Raw genomic sequence first — 18,010 nt, forward strand, 5'->3', positions numbered from 1 at the left:
TGCGCTGGCGAACGGATGGACCGATGGTCGCGGCGCATGATGGCTTGATTGCATTTAAACAAATCTAAGGAGAAATACCATGATCAAACGTTCAGGCAGCGCCGTCTGGAGTGGCGGCATCAAGGATGGCAAAGGCAGCATTTCGACCCAGAGCGGCGTGCTCGACAATACACAATACGGTTTCAATACCCGTTTCGAAAACGGTCCGGGAACCAATCCGGAAGAATTGATCGGCGCCGCGCATGCCGGCTGCTTCACGATGGCCTTGTCGGGACAGTTGGGCGAAGCGGGCATGACGGCGCAAAAGCTGACGACCACCGCGACCGTGTCGCTGGACAAGACCGATGATGGCTTCACGATTTCGGCCGTGCATTTGAATCTGGTGGCGACCATTCCCGGCGCCAACCAGGAAGCCTTCGAAGCGGCGGTACTGCGCGCGAAAAACAATTGCCCGGTGTCGAAGCTGTTGAATGCGGCGATCACGCTCGACGCGCGTCTGGAAGAGTAAGCACCGGCACCATTCCCGCGCCAGGGCGGCACCCGGCGCGGGTGTAACAATCATCGTCCATCCCCCCTGTCCTGCGCCTGCCCTCGTCTCGCCCCCCTCGTCTCGCCACCCCTCGTTTTGCCTCGCCTCGTACGTTCCCGCCATGTCGCCCCTGCGCCTGTGCATTTTTGTATATATAAACGCAAAAACAATCGTTCGCACGATGTTTGCTTGTTGGTATCATTGATTTTTGACTACCATAAAGCACCTCAATGACAATCACACATTTGAAATTGACGCCCCTGGCGGCAGCGGCGATCACCTTGCTCTGCGGCGCGGTGCAGCAGGCGCAGGCGCAAACCGCCAGCGCCGCCGAGGCGGTCACCCCCACGTCGTCGGTCGTCATCACCGGTTCGCGCATCGCGCGGGCCAAGGTCGAAGGGCCGTCCGCCGTGGTGGTCATCAGCGGCGAGGAAATGACCAAACAGGGATACAAGAACCTGTTCGACGCCCTCAACAACCAGGCGCAGAACAGCGGCTTCACCACCGGCGCCGATTTTGGCAATACCCACACCCCATCGGCCAACACCATCAGCCTGCGCGGCCTGGGCCCGAACCACACCCTGATCCTGCTGAACGGCCGCCGCCTGGCCGACTTCCCGACCGCGTATGAAGGCGAGGTCAACTTCACCAACCTGGCCAATATTCCGTCGAGCATTGTCGAACGGGTGGAGATCCTCAGCGGTGGCGCCTCCGCCGTGTATGGTTCCGACGCCATCGCCGGCGTGGTCAACATCATCCTCAAGAAAAAGGCCGACGGCATCGACGTCAACCTCAAGGGCGGCACCAGCTCGCGCGGCGGCGGGGGCGACCGCCGCCTGCAGATCAGCGGCGGACGCAGCTTCGACAAGCTCAACACCGTATTCAGCCTGGAAGTGCTCGACCGCGAGCCGCTGTGGAGCAACCAGCGCGACTTCATGGCCGTGCGCGACGGCACGCCGACCAATACCTTGTCGCGCAAGAACGTCAACACCGGCAAGTACGTCGACCTGGGCGATGCCTGCGATACGCTCGGCGACCTGTTCGGCGGCAGCGAATTCAAATACACCGCGAAAAAAGGCACTTACTGCGCCAGCAACAAGGTCAGCCCGACCTACTGGACCACCCAGACCAAGAACCGCAGCACCAATCTGTTCGGCAGCGCCAATTATGCGCTGACCCCGTCGACCGAACTGTTCGCCGAATTCCTGCTCGGCCAGAACAAGACCGCCAACAACACGCGCGGCCCGTCGTGGACCTCATCGTCGACCGGCAATGGCTATTTCTTCAACAAGAACAGCGGCGTGTACGAAGCCTGGACCAAATACATCTCGCCCGAGGAAATGGGCGGCGTACAGCGCTACAACCGCACCTGGGACGACCAGGCCAGCTCGGTCTCCCTGGGCGCCAAGGGCGACATTCCGGGTACCGGCTGGCGCTATGAAGCCGGCTACAGCGCCTCGTTCTACAAGAGCGAAGGCCATGTGCAGCGCGCGCTGGCCAATATCGACAGCTTTTTCCTGGGGCCGAAACTGGGCACCGATACCGACGGCATCGCCATTTACGCGCCGAATCAGGCGCGCCTGACCCAGCGCCTCACTCCCGAGCAATTTAACAGCATCACCGGCCAGGCCGACAGCGACGACACCTCGCGCAACCAGACCCTGAGCCTGGTCGCGACCGGCGAACTGTTCACCTTGCCGGCGGGGCCGGTCAAGCTGGCGAGCATCGCCGAAGCCGGCCACCAGCGCTTCGTCAACAAGCCGGACCAGCGCTACGGCGAAGGCGCGTTCAACATCGTATCGAGCAGCGATATCACGGCAGGTTCGCGCCGCCGCTACGCTTTGGGCGTGGAAGCGAGCGTGCCCTTGCTCAAGGAACTGAACTCGACCCTGGCCGGCCGCTACGACCGCTACAATTTTGCCGGCCGCAACGAAGGCAAGCTGACCTACAACGCCGGCGTCGAATGGCGTCCGCTCAAGCCGCTGCTGGTGCGCGGCAACTACGCCACCAGCTTCCGCGCTCCCGACATGAATTACATCTTCAAGGCGCGCAGCACCGGCTATTACTCGTCGACCACCGACTATTACCGTTGCGCCCAGGCCGGCCAAAGCATCGATACCTGCGAATTCGCCAACGTTTCGCCGGGCAACGACTACATCCAGACCGGCAGCAAGGAGTTGCGCTCGGAAAAAGGCAAATCCTACGGGCTGGGCGCGGTATGGTCGCCCAGCGCCGACTTCGACGTCTCGATCGATTACTGGAACATCAAGATCGACGATCTGCTCACCAATCTGGACGCCGACGTCCTGCTGCGCAAGGAATCGGACTGCCGCATCGCCGGGGACTTGAGTTCGCCCACCTGCGTCGATGCCATCAACCGCATCCAGCGCTATGCCTTAACGGCGCTCAACAAGCCGGGCGAGATCCGCGAAATCCGGGTCAATCCGATCAACGCCGCTTACCAGGATGCCGACGGGATCGACCTGAGCGCGCGTTATGTGCTGCGCAGCGCCGACTGGGGCAAATTCACCTTCAAGGGCAATTACTCCAAGTCCTTCAGCAAGAACTCGCGCCAGTTCGCCGGCGACGTGCTCAAGGATGAGCTGGACGACCTCTCCAACCAGGATTGGCGCGACAAGCTCAACGCCAGCTTGAACTGGAACGTGGGCAACTGGTCGAACACCGTGTTCGCCCAGCGCTACGGCAAGGTGCCGAATGCGGCGCAGACGGCCTTTTTGTCGCCGACCACCCTGGTCAACCTGTCGAGCGTGTACAAGGTCAGCGGGCGCGCCACGGTGTCGGTGGCGGTCAACAACGTCGGTAACCGCATCAAGCGCGACACCACCGGCGGCTGGCCGAACTACCCGGTCGGCAACTACAGCCCGGTGGGACGCCAGTTCTGGCTGGAACTGAACTACCACTTCGGTTCCTGAGCGCGGCCGGCAGAGAATCGATGGAGCGCTTAAAATCGTGGCTTGATTTGATTACCAAGGACTACGATGCGCATTTTGCACACCATGTTACGGGTCGGCGACCTGCAGCGCTCGATCGATTTCTATACCAGGGTGCTGGGCATGACCCTGCTGCGCACCAGCGAGAACGCCGAGTACAAGTACACCCTGGCGTTCGTCGGCTACGGCAGCAATCCGGAGCATGCGGAACTGGAACTGACCTATAACTGGGGCGTGGACAAGTACGAGCTGGGCAGCGCCTACGGCCACCTGGCCATTTCGGCCGATGACATCGTGGCCGCTTGCGACGCGGCGCGCGCCAATGGCGGCAACGTCACGCGCGAGCCGGGCCCGGTCAAGGGTGGCAGCACGGTGATTGCGTTCGTGACCGATCCGGACGGCTACAAGATCGAACTCATCGAGCGCAAGGATGGCGTGCGCGCGAACGGCTTGAACGAGTAAGACCAGCCAGGCCGCGCAGGTTCACGAAAAACGCCTCGCACGAGGCGTTTTTCACTGGCGCGCCAGCCTAGGCGGCAGGCCGCGTTGCGATCGCGGGAATGCGCACCGTGACCGTGGTGCCTTCCAGTTCGGTCGAGCTCACCCGGATGGTTCCGCCATGGGCCAGCACGATTTCATGCGTGATGTAGAGGCCGAGGCCCAGATTGCTGGTCTGGCTGGCGCTGCGTTCGCTGGTGCTCTTCATGGCAAAACTCTTGCCGGGATCGAACATGACCCTGAGCCTGTTCGGAGAAATGATATCGCCTTCATTCTGGACCACCATCACCACCTCCTTGCCCTGACGGCTGAGCGTCACCCAGACCGGACTCGTCGCCGATCCGTGCTGTACCGCGTTCGCCATCAGGTTCGACAGGGCCTGGCTGATGCGGGCACAGTCCCATGCAACGATAATGCCATCCTCGATGTCGACCTTGAATTCCCGCTCCGGATGAAACAGTCTCATCTCCTGAACGACCGACCGGCTTTCTATCGATACATCGTAGTCGGCCAAGGTGACCGGAATGCCACTGCCCAGGTGGCTGGCGGAATAGTCGAGGAGATCGGAAACAATCTCCGTCACCCGTTGCGTGCTGCGCAAGACCTGCGCGGCCACCTTCACATGCCGCGCCGGCAAGGTGGTGTCTTGCAGGATCATCTGGGTTCCCATGCTGATCGCCCCCAGTGGATTGCGCACGTCGTGCCCGAGGATGGCCAGGAACACGTTTTGGGAATCGCGCAGCATGGCGGAAAACTGGGCCAGGGATTCGGTCAGGGATTGATCGATCGCCTCGTTAAAGCGCAGCATGTCCTGAAGATCGGATTCATCGGCGGTCTTGACCCGGTTTTGCCAGAGCCTGAGCACGCTCGCGCGCAAGGCGCGAAATTCCGCCATCAATTCCTCGACCGTAAAACCGGCGTTCACCCGGTCGGCGGCATGGGCCTCGGCCGCCGTTTCGGCGGCCGAGTCGGGCCCGTTTCCCTTGGATTTTTCAATGCCCGCCTCGACGCTCTGGTAGGTATCGAGGTCAAGGCAAATCGCTCCGAGGATGGCTTTCGCGTGATCGCGCAGCTGCGCTTTGGTGGAAGACTTCAGCGGATGCAAGGTGCCGGCGAAATCTTCCCACTCCTGCAAGATCACTTCGATATGTTCACTGATGAATTTAGAAAGGCGCATGACATCCTGATAAGGCGAAAGAGAGTATTCTTGATTGACTGAACCGTTTTAACTACCCGATCCACATCGGCACAGTCTACGCCTGTTTCGATGCTTACCGTACGGCATCGGTCATACCGATAAGCGGCGCGGCCGGTGGCATAGGCACAATTGGCATCCGCCCGGGTACAGGAAGGGGTAACATGGCCGAAAGTGCAATGAAGAGGAGAGCCGATGAGTGCCGAGTTAGTGTTCGAAAGTAGACTGAGCTACCATGTGATGCGCCAGGAGGGAGCCGTCGAGCTCGATCCTGTGATTACACTGCAGCTGGAGCTGACGGGCGGCCCCAAGATCTACGCCTCCGATTCGTTCATGATCAACCATGCCGCCTGGAGCATGACGATCCAACGCCACAAGCCGGGCATCCTCCTTCCCACCGAACCGCCCGGCTGGGTCAATTACACGGCGGGCGCGGGAAAATCGCAATGCGTGATCGACATCCATCAGTCGAGCGAGCGCTTTGCCTCCTTGCTGGACATGTTCAAGGGTGGGCACGCATCCGAAATCACCGTCGTCGTCGAGGGCTTGGCCGACTCGGCGGACTACAGCAAAAAATGGGATACGGCGGCGCTGGAGAGGATGCCGGTCCAGTCCATCCGTTTCGAGTTTCCGCTGCCGCAGAGCGAGGCTTGAGGAGGCGCGCGCCGGGCGCACGCCAAACGGCGCAAGCGGCGCCCCGCTCCGCAACAGCTCAGTCCCAGCGGTCGAGCTGGTACTCGCTGGCCTGGCCGTTGGAGCTCACGCGCACGCGCACCTGATACTGGTCGCCCTTGGCCAGTCCGAGACCTGCCACGTTATCGTCGCCGGACCCGGCCAGGCTATTGGCCTGGCTGTACGCTTCAATCGTCGACCTGAAGCCGTGCAGCTCGCCTTTCATACAAGCCGGAAACAGCGCGGACTGGCCGCCGCACTTGTTCAGGTCGCGCGCGTCCTTGAGCACGAAGATGAGGCGTTCACCGTGCTGGGGATGCTGCTCGCCGCCCCATGCGCAGGGCAGCAAGGTGATGGCCCTTACTTCATAAAAACTGCCTGTCAGATTGAATTCGCTGGGCAAGGAGCCGGACGGGTAGAGGTACCAGGCGACCGGATTGCGCCGCTCTTCCCGGTCCCACTGCAAAATTGGCCGGGCGTCCGCATGCACCGCCGTGGTCAAGGCCAGCAAGCTGCTTCGTCCGGCGGGCGCTGCCATCTCGATGCTGTCGGGCGGACGGCAAGACCGTGCGCCGGAATTTGTCGAGCGTCATGAGCGTCACCGGCGGCGTCATCGACCTGGCCGGCGTACTTGCCTGTTTCGGCTCCTGTGACAAGGGCAGGCGCTGCCGGGAACGGATCCCGGCAGCGCCTGCCCTTCGGGGGTGCTGACTGGCTTACTTGACCAGCAAATCGTTGACCGGCACCAGGTCCGCTTCGCGCAGCGAACCGGCCGCCGATTTCAGGCGCAAGCCGTTCAGGATGGTGTCGTAACGCGCACGCGACAGGTCGCGCCGGGTCGAATACAGCTGGCGCTGCGCATTGAGCACGTCGATATTGATGCGCACGCCCACCTGGTAGCCGAGCTTGTTCGATTCCAGCGCCGAGTTGCTCGACACTTCCGCCGCCTGCAGCGCCTTGACCTGGGCCAGCCCGCTGTTTACGCCCAAAAAGGCTTGGCGCGCCACGTTGGCGGCGTTGCGGCGGGTCGCTTCGAGGTCGTTGCGGGCCTTGTCTTCGAGCGCGATGGTTTCGCGCACGCGGCTGGTCACGGCAAAGCCGTTGAAGATCGGCACGTTGTACGCAATGCCGATACCCTTGTTCTCGGTCCTGCCCGACTGCTGGGTCTGGCCAGTCATGTTCTGGCGGCTGATGTTGGCGGTCAGGTCCAGGGTCGGATAATGGCCGGCGCGGCTTTTCTGGATTTCGCGCTTGGACAGCTCGTAGCTCAGCTGGGCGCCGACGACGCCGTAGTTATGGCTTTCGGCCGACGATACCCACGGGTCGATCACGGCCGGCTCGGGCGACGCCAGCAGCACGCCCTGTTTCAGGGTGGCCAGGCCGGACGGCGCGCTGCCGATGATCGCTTGCAGCGCGCTGCGCTTGTTCTCCAGGTCGTTGATGGCGGCAAACTCCTGCGCCACCACCAGGTCGTAGGCGGCCTGGGCTTCGTGGGTATCGGTGATGGTCTGGGTGCCGACTTCGAAGTTGCGCTTGGCCGAGGCGAGCTGCTCGGTGGTGGCGGTTTTCTGGGCGCGGCTCAGTTCCAGGGTGTCCTGGGCGGCCAGCACATCGAAGTAGGCTTGCGCCACGCGCGTGATCAAGTCTTGCTGAGCCTGGGCGAACTGGGCCTCGGCCTGGGCTTGCTGCAGCTTGCTCTGTTCGTAGCTTTGCCAGTTAGCCCAGCGAAACAGCGGCTGGGTCAGCGACAGGGTGTGGGTGGTGGTGCGCTCGTTGGCGCCGCCGCTGGTGACCGGCACCCTGGAGCCATTGGCCAGGGTCACGGTCTGGCCGACATTCCACGGCGTCGAGTCGCTATCGTTCTTGACGATGCTGCCGTTCAAGCCCACGGTGGGCAGAAGCAGCGAGCGGCCTTGCGGAACCCGCTCCATGCCGGCGGCCAGGGCCGCGCGCGCGCTGGCGAACGCGGCGTCATTGGCCAGCGCTTGCTGGTAGACCTGGATCAGGTCCGCCGCCTGTGCATTCAAGGAAAAAAATGCGCTGGCAATCAGCACGGCCATGAGGGGTTTCTGCATTGCATTCTCCATTGGAGTCATCAAAAAAGTTAAAAGAACTGCAGCCCGGTGGTGGCCGACACCGCCGCCGCGCGTCTACCGTTACCTGGAATCAATACTTCGGCATACTGCCGTCGACCTGCACTGCCCAGGCGTGGATGCCGCCGGTCAGATTGGTGATATTGCTAAAACCGTTGCGCTCCAAAAAGGCCGCAACCTGCATGCTGCGCGCGCCGTGGTGGCAGATGCAGACGATCTCGGCCTCCTCGTCGAGTTCTTCGATGCGCGCCGGAATCGTGTTCATGGCAATCTGGGTCGATCCCTCGATCTTGCAGGTTTCAAACTCCCAGTTTTCTCGCACATCCAGCAACAGCGGGCGCGGACGCGCAGGATCGGCCAGCCAGGCGGCCAACTCGGGGGCGGTGAGGTGATGCATGCCGTGCCCGCTTTAAAAGGTGAAATGCGAGGTCTTGACCGACGTCGACAGCAGCTTGACGTTGGTCTCAAACACCTTGACCGTGTCGTACGCGGTCTCGGACACGCGCGTGATCAGGTGCGCCGACATGACCGGCGCCTGGCCGACGATGGCGGCGATGCGCCCGCCGACCTTGACCTGCTTCATGAACGCTTCCGGCAAGGCTTCCAGGCCGCCCGAGATGACGATGACGTCGAACGGCGCGCCCTTGTCCCAGCCTTCGGCGCCATTGCCCAGTTCAACCGTGGCGTTGGTGATGCCGGCCTTGGCCAGGTTGGCCGCGGCCAGTTCCTTCAATTCCGGATTGATCTCGACGGTGGTGACGTGGCGCGCCTTGTGCGCCAGCAGGGCCGCCATGTAGCCCGAGCCGGCGCCGATTTCCAGCACATTTTCGTGCTTCTTGACGGCTACCTCTTGCAAGATGCGCGCTTCGATCTTCGGCGTGAACATCGCTTCGGCGCCCGGGAGCGGGATGTCGGTATCGACAAAGGCCAGCGTTTTGTAGGCGGCGGGCACGAAATCCTCGCGCTTGACGACCACCAGCAGATCGAGCACGTCCTGGTCCAGCACGTTCCAGGGACGGATCTGCTGTTCAATCATGTTAAAACGGGCTTGTTCGATATTCATCTTGTGCTCGGTGAGGAAAAATAATAATCCGATATTTTATCGTTGAACGGCCTCAGAACGCACATCTTAACGATCTGAGGCCCCGGATCGCGAGAAATTGCGACAGTCTGCAGTTTAGAGGGGATGAACGCCCCAAAACGCCGCTCTGGCGCTTTTGACAAGTCACGGCGCGGCCGCGGACAGGTCCGGCGCCCGCGGCAGCAAGCCGGTGAGGGTCATGGTGAGGAAGGCATCGATGAAGGCCACCGGGTCGAGCTCGGCCATGTCACAGGGGCCGATCGAGTGTTTCCACAGCATCAGCATGAGCATGGGGGCGATCAGGATCTGGGTGGTCAGGAAGACGTCGAGCGGGCGGAAATCGCCGCGTGCGACGGCGCGCTCCAACATGCCGCCGATCATTGTGCTGCCGCGCTGGATGACTTCTTCGCGGTAGAAGACGGCAATATCGGGGAAGTTGTTCGATTCGGCCATGACCAGCTTGATCATTCCGGAGGATTTGGTGGCGCCGGCGTTTTCCCACCAAGCCATCATGACGGCGCGCAGCAGGTCGGCGCTGTGGCCCTCGAAGCTGGCGATCATGTCCTCGGCCGCGCCCAAGGCCGGCACGATGGTGTCGCGCACGACGGCCTTGAACAGTTCTTCCTTGTTGGTGAAATACAGGTACAGGGTGCCCTTGGACACGCCTGCGCGCTTGGCCACGTCTTCCAGCCGCGTGGAGGCGAAACCGCGCTCGACGAACAGGTCGAGGGCGGCGGCGAGCAGCTCCTGGGGTCGCGCGTCTTTACGGCGCTCCCAGCGCGGCTTCATCTCAAGGGGACATTGCATGGGGTCTATTCCGTAACTTACCTGCGAGTCATTAATATAGACCGATGGTTTCACCCCGTCAAGTTTGCATGCATCGTTGGACCAATCCTCCCAAGTTAAGGAATTTCCTCGAAAACATGGTGAAAATGCGATAAATAGCTTGACATTTCAATTATGAGCTGCGCCTGCAGTGAGATTTTTTTTCTCACTGGCCGCCATGTCCCTTACCGCCCTTTTTATCGACCTCGCTTTGCGATTGCAGTCACCCGAATTCCTCGAGTCGGCCAGGCATCCGGAACACCCGACGGCGTTCACACGGCGCCGAAAGTTGCCATTGCCGTCGCTCGTGGCGCTCATGCTAAGCGGCATGCGCATGAGCATTCAGGCTGAACTCGACACGTTCTTCGGCCGCTTGGCGGGGAAGGCCGAATTGCTGCGTATGGTGTCCGAGCAGGCGTTCGCGCAAGCGCGCGCCAAGCTGTCCCTGACCGCCATCCCTTCGCTCAACGACTGGCTCGTCGAGCGCGCCGAGCAGCACGGGTTCGTGCCGCGCTGGTGCGGATTGCGCCTGGTCGCCGCCGACGCCTCGACGGTGCGTTTCGGCCTGCGCGCCAGTGGCCTCGCGCGCGCCGCGCTACCGGACCAAATTCTCTTCGGCCTGTTCCTGCCCGGCGCCGAGTTGATGCTGGCGACCTCGCTGCACGGCATTGAGGAGTGCGGCGAGCGCCAGATGCTGGCCCAGCATCTGGACCGACTCTCAAGCAAGGACTTGCTGCTGCTGGACCGGGGCTATCCGTCGCGCTGGCTGGTCGCCCTGCTCAACGAGCGCGCCATCTCGTTCTGCATGCGGGTGGAGAAAGCCGGCAACGGCGGCTTCGCCTGCGTGCGCGCATTTCTGCGCTCCGGCCTCGATGAGCAGGTCGTCACGCTCACAGCGCCGTCGCAGCGCGAGGCCGCTGACTACGAGTTCACCCGCGCGCCGCAGCAGGTTCGTCTGGTGCGGCACATCGCGCCGAACGGCAAAGTGCGCGTGCTGATGACCAATTTGTTCGACACTGCGCGCTTCCCGGCCAGCGCCTTTGGCGACCTGTACCACAAGCGCTGGCGCATCGAGGAAGCCTTCAAACGGCTCAAACACCGGCTCAACCTGGAGCATGTGTCCGGGTTGAGCCAGCAGGCAGTGGTGCAGGATGTCGCAGCCAAAATCATGTGCGACAACCTGCAGACCTTGGCTGCGCTGACCGCCCATGACCAGGCTGACCTGCGTGCCGTCGACCGCATCAACCACGCCTACGCCCATACCGCACTGAAACCCGTGATGCCGGCACTATTGCTGGGAAAGCAGATCGCCATGCACTTGCGCAAACTGCTCAAATTGCTTGGGAAACACACATACCTTCATCGAGAAAATCTATCGAAGCCGCGCAAATCCAGACCGAAGTCGCACAAATTCATGACGCAAAAACCATGTTGAGCGGGTGCAGATTCCTTAACTTGGGAGGATTGATCGTTGGACGACAGATAAGTTTGCACTAGCGACAGATAAGCTTGCACCGGACGACAGATGAGTTTGCACTGGTCGTCGCGCGACACGTACCCATAGATTAGCGACGCATAACTGTACATTGTACGACCCATATTTGGACTGAGTACGTCAAGGGGGTAAGTTGCATTGGAGAGGTTTCCTTGCGTAAAGTTGGACGAGATATTCCCATTGCACTAACGACACATTCGCTTGTTCCGAACACGAAAATGCAGACCGCGACGCCGGGCGGAGCAGAATATATTTGCTGGCAGGCCGATGATGGTGTTGACGCGTCCGTCATTGATCCCGGCTGGCGGGAGGCAGGCAAACAAGCCGACGCAAACGCGACGCACCGGCTGGAAGCCCTGCTGCGCACGGGTTTTCGCTGATGGAATGGTTGGCGCACTGAGCGTCGGCCAGATAGAGACCGAGAGCGGCACCCGTTTTCCGTGGAAAGTCGACGGGTGCCGTTTCGTCTCGGAAGCTCACTCCTGAAAGGAGCGACTATGATATGAAACTAACAATTAAGCTTGGCAAGAAGTTGGGATTTGGCTTCACCATCGAGAAAGCATTTGTTCTTGCTCTATTGATGATGTTTAGCTAGTAACTCAGAGCCTCAACCGTTTGACGCCGTTCGGGGCTCTTTTTATTATATCGCAGTACTTGAACCGGATGTCAAGCATGCCGGACCTACTCATCGAGGACCCGGAGCGGATCGTGGCGCAGCCGGGGTCTCCGGCCTTTTTCACATCCGCAGCATGTGATCATCATCTGGCGTGCTGTTGCGCTGTGAGCGGGAACCGTAGCCTAAACCTACCGTCCCGTAAGCTAAACCTACGGCGATTCGGGGGCAACTGTAAGCTAAACCTACCGATCATGCCCATGCTTGAGGCAACGCCGGTACTGACAGCGATGACGCAGCTCGATGAAAAGCAAAGGCGCTAGCCATGGGGCCGAGCGCGACGCCTTCTTCGCCCAACAGCACTTACTTGGTCGGCTCGGCCTGTCCGACTTCACCGACGCGGCGGCACTGCGCGTGACCATTGCCGGCGCCGCTGCCCCGTCTGTAGACTAAGTGTCGTTTCGCCTGAGGGTATGTCGCTGAGGACGTATAGTGCAAGCGGATGTGTCGTTAAAATTTCTAAGTCATTGATTTCTAACATCTGCCCGTACAAAGAGATGCGTCGTCCTACGTTGTCTTTTCGTTTGAAAAGACTCCCTGCATAGTGCATAATTGGCTCATGAGAGCCGCAGCCGACACCTTCGTCATTGGGGACTTGCCCCAGCTCCGACTGATCGCGTGGAACCGCAATCCACATGACGCAATCACCGGGGAGGAAGCGTTCGACCTCTACGAGCGGAACTGGCGGTTCGTAGACCAAGCTGCCATGCTCCCTCGTGAGCGCACTGTCATTGACCGGCTGACCCGTGAATACGGACATGGCATCTTGCATGTTTGACCGGCCCCATCACCAGCGCATCGCCAAGCTCCTCGCCTGCCTCGACGCAGAATTCCTTGCCCAGTCCGGGTGCTATTTTGGTGGCGGGACGGCTATCGCCCTGTCTCTGGGCGAGTACAGGGAATCGGTGGACGTTGACTTCCTGTGCAGCTCAATAGATGGGTATCGGGCCTTGCGCAACACGATCAGCAATGCCTCGCTGGGGAGCATCCTGTCCGGGCCTGTAGAGCTGGCCCGTGAAGTGCGCGCGGATCGCTATGGCATTCGAACCTTCGTTCGCGTTGACGGCGTGCCGATCAAATTCGAAATCGTCAGCGAAGGCCGCATCGATATCAGCGGCAGCATGGACCTCTTGTTCGGTGTTCCAACGCTGTCGCGTGAAGACATGTACGCTGAAAAGCTGCTTGCCAACGCCGACCGATGCGGCGATCTTTCGATGCTCAGCCGTGATGCCATCGACTTGGCAATGTTGATCGAGCACTGGGGAGCGATCCCCGAAGAGGCATGGACCAAGACACGTAGGCCATACGGCGAAAGTATCGACGCCGCCTACAGCAAAGCCATCGAACTGGTGAGCGATTCTGATTACTTGGCGTCCTGCTTGAAGAAGATGCACATGGAGCCAGCTTTAGTTAAACGCATCCCGGAATTGTTGCGTAGTTCGATGCCGACCTCAGGATCGGATTATTCACCAGCTCCGTAGCAGCAGATTTCCTTCATTGCTTGCTCAGCGTCGGAATGCCATTTCGACTTCCCTGAGCAAACTTTTCCGCGAGACTGTCCCTGTATCGAAACGCCGGAGCGTGTTGATGCCGCTATGCGCACCAACGCATCGCTATGCGGGCAATTGCCACTGGCACGGGCGGCCAGTTACTCTGGCATACGCAGGCGACGAAGGCAACATATGGGGCAACGACGGTGGTAGAGCCAACATCTGAAAAATCTCAGGCTATCTGTCGTTGACGTAGAAAAATCTCAGGTTATGTGTCGCGAGGTGGTGAAATTATCTGTCGCGATCTCCCGTAAGTGCTTGATTCGATGCCATGCAAAATCTCAAGGTATGTGTCGCGCGACGCGCATATCCGACCGTTGGAAGACTAGCAAGCTTACTCATATCGACACCGCCGCCTTGATCAGCTGCAAGGCAGTTCAGCGTTGCGCTCAGGTGTAGGGACGTATGACGCGCAGCGTTGCGTGTCCCCTCATGCGGCTCCATAGCGATGCAGATGGCAATGCGAGATCAAAACCGTACCTGGCTTGCTCACGGTCCTGCTTTACGCGCGGCAGTCGTTCCAGGTCGCCACCGGCCGCCGTGTAAAAATAGTCCAGAACCTGATGTGGGTCTTCGAGTTTCAGCACAGTGTGATGCCGATGCTCGGGCAGGACGATGGCCGGGGCAGGTGGCCCGCCTGTCGACAAGCTGCGCTCCGTTGCGCCCCTTTGCAGTAGTCTGCGGAACAGATTCCATTCGTAGATTGCCACACCATCGATCTGATATGCGCTAAAAGACGGGAGCGTGTGGACGACGACGTAATGCGAGTTCGCGAGAATATGCTGGTCGCTCAGCTTGATGTCGCCCAGTGCGCCCTTGATCTTTGCAAGCACGTCCTTTTCCGCGAGTCGCTGGCGCAAAACGACCAGTTGATTCACGCCTTTCGTCAGCGGCCAACTCTCGTCACGCCAACAATTTAATTCATCGCCCAGATCAGCCGTACGGCTATTGCGCTTCCACTTCGCCTGGACGAAAAATATCTGCCGCCGCGCCACCTCGAAAATGATCAAGTCGCAGTCGTACATCTCGCCTTCGCCATTTTCGCTCCGCTTGAATCCGGGCCGCACCACATAATCGGCTGGGGAAACACGTCGCGTGAGGTATTCCGACATTTCCTTTTCAAATTTATCGCCGAGGTCACGGTCCTGTCCCTTGCTCAGGACGGCGGATTTGCAGCAATGGAGCGCGTGTCCGAGCCCCGTATTTCCCAGGCTCAGGCAGCCTTCAGCGTCCACGTAAATGCCGCGATCGGATGGAACAGCGGCGGCGCGGTCAGCGAGCACCCGGTTCAGCAGGTCACGATCAAGTTTAAGTCGCTCACATAGCGCATCGCTCGGTATGACGCCCGCTTCGTCGGCGAGCCGCACGATTTCAAGCAGCGCAAACCAACGGCACAGTTCGCGCGCGCCGCTGATCAGTTGCGACGAGGAGGCATCGCGTGACGTATACGCGCCGATAGAGAAGAAACAGTCCAGAAAGGCCTCTTCCAGCGTATCGAGCAGCTCGGGCTGCAACAGTGTCGGAATGCTGGCGGTGCGGGTCGGGTCGCCATGACGCAGACGAGCAATAACGTCACGCAGCACCAAGGTCAACGACAGTTGAGATTGCGACTCCATGGTCGTTGTGATCGTCCGGTTGTATAAAATTTCTCCACCGCGCGGCGTGAAGGAAAACGTCACCAGCTGGCGTGTTAGCTGCGCTTCCAGTATCCCCATCAGCGTCAAGAAAGCCGCTTCGTGGAAGCTGAATGCACGCAAGGCAAGCCGGCTGCTGTCAGCGTCGAGCTTGGTCCGCTGGTTTGGCTGCTCGCTGCGCTGATGAAGGAAGTCGGCGTGATCGCGGACGAGTTCCTCCAGCAGTTCGACCTGCCGGGCGAGCACCAGTTCCGGAATCAGCGGAAGTTGGTCAGGTCCTAACTGCGCGACCTGCTGAAAGACGCGGTCAGCCTGGCGCACCTGCGACAGCAATGTTCCACCTCGCCAGGTCGACATTGAACTCGCCAGCGCCCGATAAACCTGCGCGAGGTGCGGCAGCCGGTCAGCCACCAGCACGCAACTTTCCTCGGTAAACGGCTTTCGACAAAAACTGGAAAGTGCCTGCCTTTCCGGCTTTTTCAACATGGCGGCATCGGGATAGATCAGCATGGGCAACAGAAAGCGACGGCATCAGGTCGGCCAATGATAGACGAGTTCATGATTGTTGCAAGCTGTTGCTTTTGAGAGCAGTCCTATGATGTGCCTGGACCATCGGGATGGCCCAGGCGCCAAGGCTCCCATCGTCATGAAGAAGTCTTCATCGGTTCGGCCAGCTGGTCATGCGCGCGCCCGCTTGTGAATGGAAGGCGAGAACATCACAGCGATCATGCGTGCAGTGTGCGCCGCCGCGTGCCATGCTGTTCATCCACCCCGCCCAAGGCGTCACGACAGCGCACACGCCCATCCCCACAGGTGCGCCGCGCCTGCGCCATACGACGCAAGCCCGGCTGCATCCCTGGGCCTTAGCCGCGCTTAGTGGCCTGCATAGCAAGCAAGCTCAGCGCTGGTATAGGTGCGGCTGCCGCCATCGTCGGTGCGCACATTGACCGAGAACTGCGTCCCCATCGGGAACTGACTGAGGCTATACGACCACAGCACCTGGCCGTTGGCGTCGGTCTTGCGGCTATAGCTGCCCATCAGGCCGCCCTGGGCGTTATAGAAAGTCAAGGCGGTGCCCATTTGTGCAAGCGGCGTGCGCAAGGTGCTATCGGTATAGGCCGTCGTGCGGATCCACAAACCCGCGCGGGTCGTCAGACTGATACCGCATTGCGCCTGGAAGCTGGTGGCTTTGCCCCACGCCCAGTGCGATACGTCCAGCCTGCGCGAGCCGGCTACCTTGCCGTTCAGCGAGGGTTCCACCGCCGCGCTCGACAGCAAGGCATTGCGCGTTTCCTGTACCGTGGCCGCCGGATGCAACACGCGGTACAGTCCGATCGCGCCGGCGACGTGCGGGGACGCCATCGAGGTCCCGTTCTTCCACTGGTAAGCGCTGTCCGAACTGATCACAGTGGAATAGATGCCCGTTCCCGGCGCAGCGATGTCCACCGAGGTGACGCCGAAATTGGACGTCGACGACAAGGTCCCGTCCTGCTTCAGATTGCCCACCGCGATGATGTTCTCCACATCCATGTTCGCCGGCCACATGAATTTGACGTCCGTGTTGGACCCGTTATTGCCGGCCGCCGCGGCCACCATGATATTGGCGTCGCGCGCAGCCTGGAAGTATTCGATACCGCTGTTGTTGACGCTATCGGACATGCCTCCCAGCGACAGGTTCACCGCCACCACGTTAATGCCGCGCCTGGTTTTCAGGTCCACCACATAGCTGAGCGCTTCCAGCACCGCGCTCGTGGGACAGCTGCCGCCGCCGCTGCATACTTTGACGGGAAGAATCTTGACCCCGCCGTCGCCGCAAATGCCGGCCACACCAAGGCCGTTGTTGTGGCGCGCAGCGATCGTTCCGGCCACGTGGGTGCCGTGCGAGTGATCATCTTCCGTGTTATTGGTGTGGCTGTAGAAATTCCAGCCCCGGATGTCGTCGATGAATCCATTGCCATCGTTATCGACCCCATCGCCGGCTTTTTCGCCAGGATTGCTGAAGATGTTGTCCTTCAAATCCTCGTGCGTGCTGCGCACACCGGTATCGAGCACCGCCACGTACACCGGCTGGGTGGTCTTGCATGCATAGCCTTGCTGCCACAGCTCGGCCGCCCCGGTGCCGAACGGATTGGCCGGGCTGGTGGCGGCGCTCTGCATGCCCCACAGATTGGAAAATGCCGCATCGTTGGACGGCGCAACGTCTTGCAACTGGAGCATCCAGTCCGGCTGGACATCTTCCACCAGCGGGTTGCGGCGCAACTGAGCAATCGCCGATGGCACGCTCCACAAACGGTTCAGATGAACCAGCTCGTAGCGATCCATGGCACGCGCGTGGGCGCGTGCCTGGGGGCTCTCGCTGGCCAGGCTCAGATCGGTGACCTTGGCCAGGCCGCGATCCTGCCGCCCGCCGCGCAAGCGCTGATGGCTGGTCGGCGTAATGGCGCGCATTGCCTGCTCCTTGTCGGCTTCGGTCGCGTCACTGCGAAACTTGACGATCAGGCGCGTACTGTCGAAGCGCTGGCTTCCTTCCATGGCGCGCAGCTCGTCAATCGACAAGGCGCGAGCGGCCGGCACGGCGGATGCGATCTCGGCACCAGGGGCGACCTGCGCGGCCGACACGAGGCCAGCGGCCACGGCGATCGCGGATGCGGTACAGGCAAGGTAAAAACGGGGAAGCGGGTGCATATGGTCTCCTGCGCACATGGCGCGTTGTTCTGTCGTTTTTTTCGCGAATTTTTCTGATTGATTTTGGCAAAACCGCGTCAAGGTCGTTGGCGCGTGGATCTGGTTGGAATGCGGCAGGGTTCTCCATTG

The 18,010-nt window shown here is 60.6% G+C and carries 16 protein-coding genes; 8 read left to right on the forward strand and 8 right to left on the reverse strand.

All coding sequences use genetic code 11. The annotated features are described in order from the left end of the window. The first annotated feature begins 79 nt into the window (after positions 1–79). From PO883_RS08550 to gloA, 3 genes are all read left to right on the forward strand, one after another. Positions 80–508 carry an OsmC family protein gene (locus PO883_RS08550; RefSeq protein WP_103170664.1) on the forward strand — a complete coding sequence of 143 codons (429 nt, stop codon included), beginning with the start codon at positions 80–82 and terminating at the stop codon, positions 506–508. 251 nt (positions 509–759) lie between these two features. After that, entirely contained in the window at positions 760–3,462 is a 2,703-nt protein-coding gene (locus tag PO883_RS08555; protein ID WP_289309376.1) for a TonB-dependent siderophore receptor, read from the forward strand. A gap of 66 nt (positions 3,463–3,528) precedes the next feature. Continuing rightward, on the forward strand, positions 3,529–3,942 hold the full coding sequence (gloA, locus tag PO883_RS08560) for a lactoylglutathione lyase (RefSeq protein WP_206090529.1): 414 nt from the start codon (positions 3,529–3,531) through the stop codon (positions 3,940–3,942). 67 nt (positions 3,943–4,009) lie between these two features. Here gloA and PO883_RS08565 read toward each other — a convergent pair whose 3' ends face one another. Then, positions 4,010–5,155, reverse strand: coding sequence for a sensor histidine kinase KdpD (locus tag PO883_RS08565; protein ID WP_289309377.1), 1,146 nt, complete (start codon positions 5,153–5,155; stop codon positions 4,010–4,012). Between the two features lie 213 nt (positions 5,156–5,368). Here PO883_RS08565 and PO883_RS08570 point away from each other — a divergent pair, with 213 nt between their 5' ends. Continuing rightward, positions 5,369–5,827: a hypothetical protein gene (locus PO883_RS08570; RefSeq protein ID WP_289309378.1), complete on the forward strand. Its 459-nt coding sequence runs from the start codon at positions 5,369–5,371 to the stop codon at positions 5,825–5,827. 58 nt (positions 5,828–5,885) lie between these two features. Here PO883_RS08570 and PO883_RS08575 read toward each other — a convergent pair whose 3' ends face one another. The 5 genes from PO883_RS08575 to PO883_RS08595 all read right to left on the reverse strand — a co-directional run bounded on the left by PO883_RS08575 (position 5,886) and on the right by PO883_RS08595 (position 9,826). Next, positions 5,886–6,383, reverse strand: coding sequence for a hypothetical protein (locus tag PO883_RS08575; protein WP_289309379.1), 498 nt, complete (start codon positions 6,381–6,383; stop codon positions 5,886–5,888). Between the two features lie 178 nt (positions 6,384–6,561). Continuing rightward, entirely contained in the window at positions 6,562–7,920 is a 1,359-nt protein-coding gene (locus PO883_RS08580) for a TolC family outer membrane protein (protein WP_289309380.1), read from the reverse strand. Between the two features lie 91 nt (positions 7,921–8,011). After that, positions 8,012–8,335, reverse strand: a complete 324-nt coding sequence (locus PO883_RS08585) for a rhodanese-like domain-containing protein (protein ID WP_289309381.1) — start codon at positions 8,333–8,335, stop codon at positions 8,012–8,014. Positions 8,336–8,347: 12 nt separating this feature from the next. Next, entirely contained in the window at positions 8,348–9,001 is a 654-nt protein-coding gene (locus PO883_RS08590; protein ID WP_289309382.1) for a protein-L-isoaspartate O-methyltransferase, read from the reverse strand. A 162-nt stretch (positions 9,002–9,163) separates the two neighbouring features. Further along, positions 9,164–9,826 (reverse strand): TetR/AcrR family transcriptional regulator, encoded by a 663-nt coding sequence (locus PO883_RS08595; RefSeq protein WP_289309383.1) that lies wholly within the window; start codon positions 9,824–9,826, stop codon positions 9,164–9,166. A 196-nt stretch (positions 9,827–10,022) separates the two neighbouring features. Here PO883_RS08595 and PO883_RS08600 point away from each other — a divergent pair, with 196 nt between their 5' ends. The 4 genes from PO883_RS08600 (at position 10,023) to PO883_RS08615 (ending at position 13,493) form a co-directional block, all read left to right on the forward strand. Continuing rightward, entirely contained in the window at positions 10,023–11,279 is a 1,257-nt protein-coding gene (locus PO883_RS08600; RefSeq protein ID WP_289309384.1) for an IS4 family transposase, read from the forward strand. A 212-nt stretch (positions 11,280–11,491) separates the two neighbouring features. Beyond that, positions 11,492–11,719 (forward strand): hypothetical protein, encoded by a 228-nt coding sequence (locus PO883_RS08605; RefSeq protein WP_289309385.1) that lies wholly within the window; start codon positions 11,492–11,494, stop codon positions 11,717–11,719. 536 nt (positions 11,720–12,255) lie between these two features. Beyond that, entirely contained in the window at positions 12,256–12,405 is a 150-nt protein-coding gene (locus PO883_RS08610; protein ID WP_289309386.1) for a hypothetical protein, read from the forward strand. Between the two features lie 377 nt (positions 12,406–12,782). Continuing rightward, positions 12,783–13,493 (forward strand): nucleotidyl transferase AbiEii/AbiGii toxin family protein, encoded by a 711-nt coding sequence (locus PO883_RS08615; protein ID WP_289309387.1) that lies wholly within the window; start codon positions 12,783–12,785, stop codon positions 13,491–13,493. Positions 13,494–13,951: 458 nt separating this feature from the next. On the opposite strand, the gene PO883_RS08620 is transcribed toward PO883_RS08615, so the two are convergent. Next, a complete protein-coding gene (locus PO883_RS08620) occupies positions 13,952–15,706 on the reverse strand; it encodes a hypothetical protein (RefSeq protein WP_289309388.1) in 1,755 nt (584 codons plus the stop codon). A gap of 363 nt (positions 15,707–16,069) precedes the next feature. Next, a complete protein-coding gene (locus PO883_RS08625; RefSeq protein ID WP_289309389.1) occupies positions 16,070–17,881 on the reverse strand; it encodes a S8 family peptidase in 1,812 nt (603 codons plus the stop codon). Positions 17,882–18,010: the final 129 nt, after the last annotated feature.

This window comes from Massilia sp. DJPM01, from assembly GCF_030348125.1.
GTDB lineage: Bacteria > Pseudomonadota > Gammaproteobacteria > Burkholderiales > Burkholderiaceae_D > Telluria_A > Telluria_A frigida.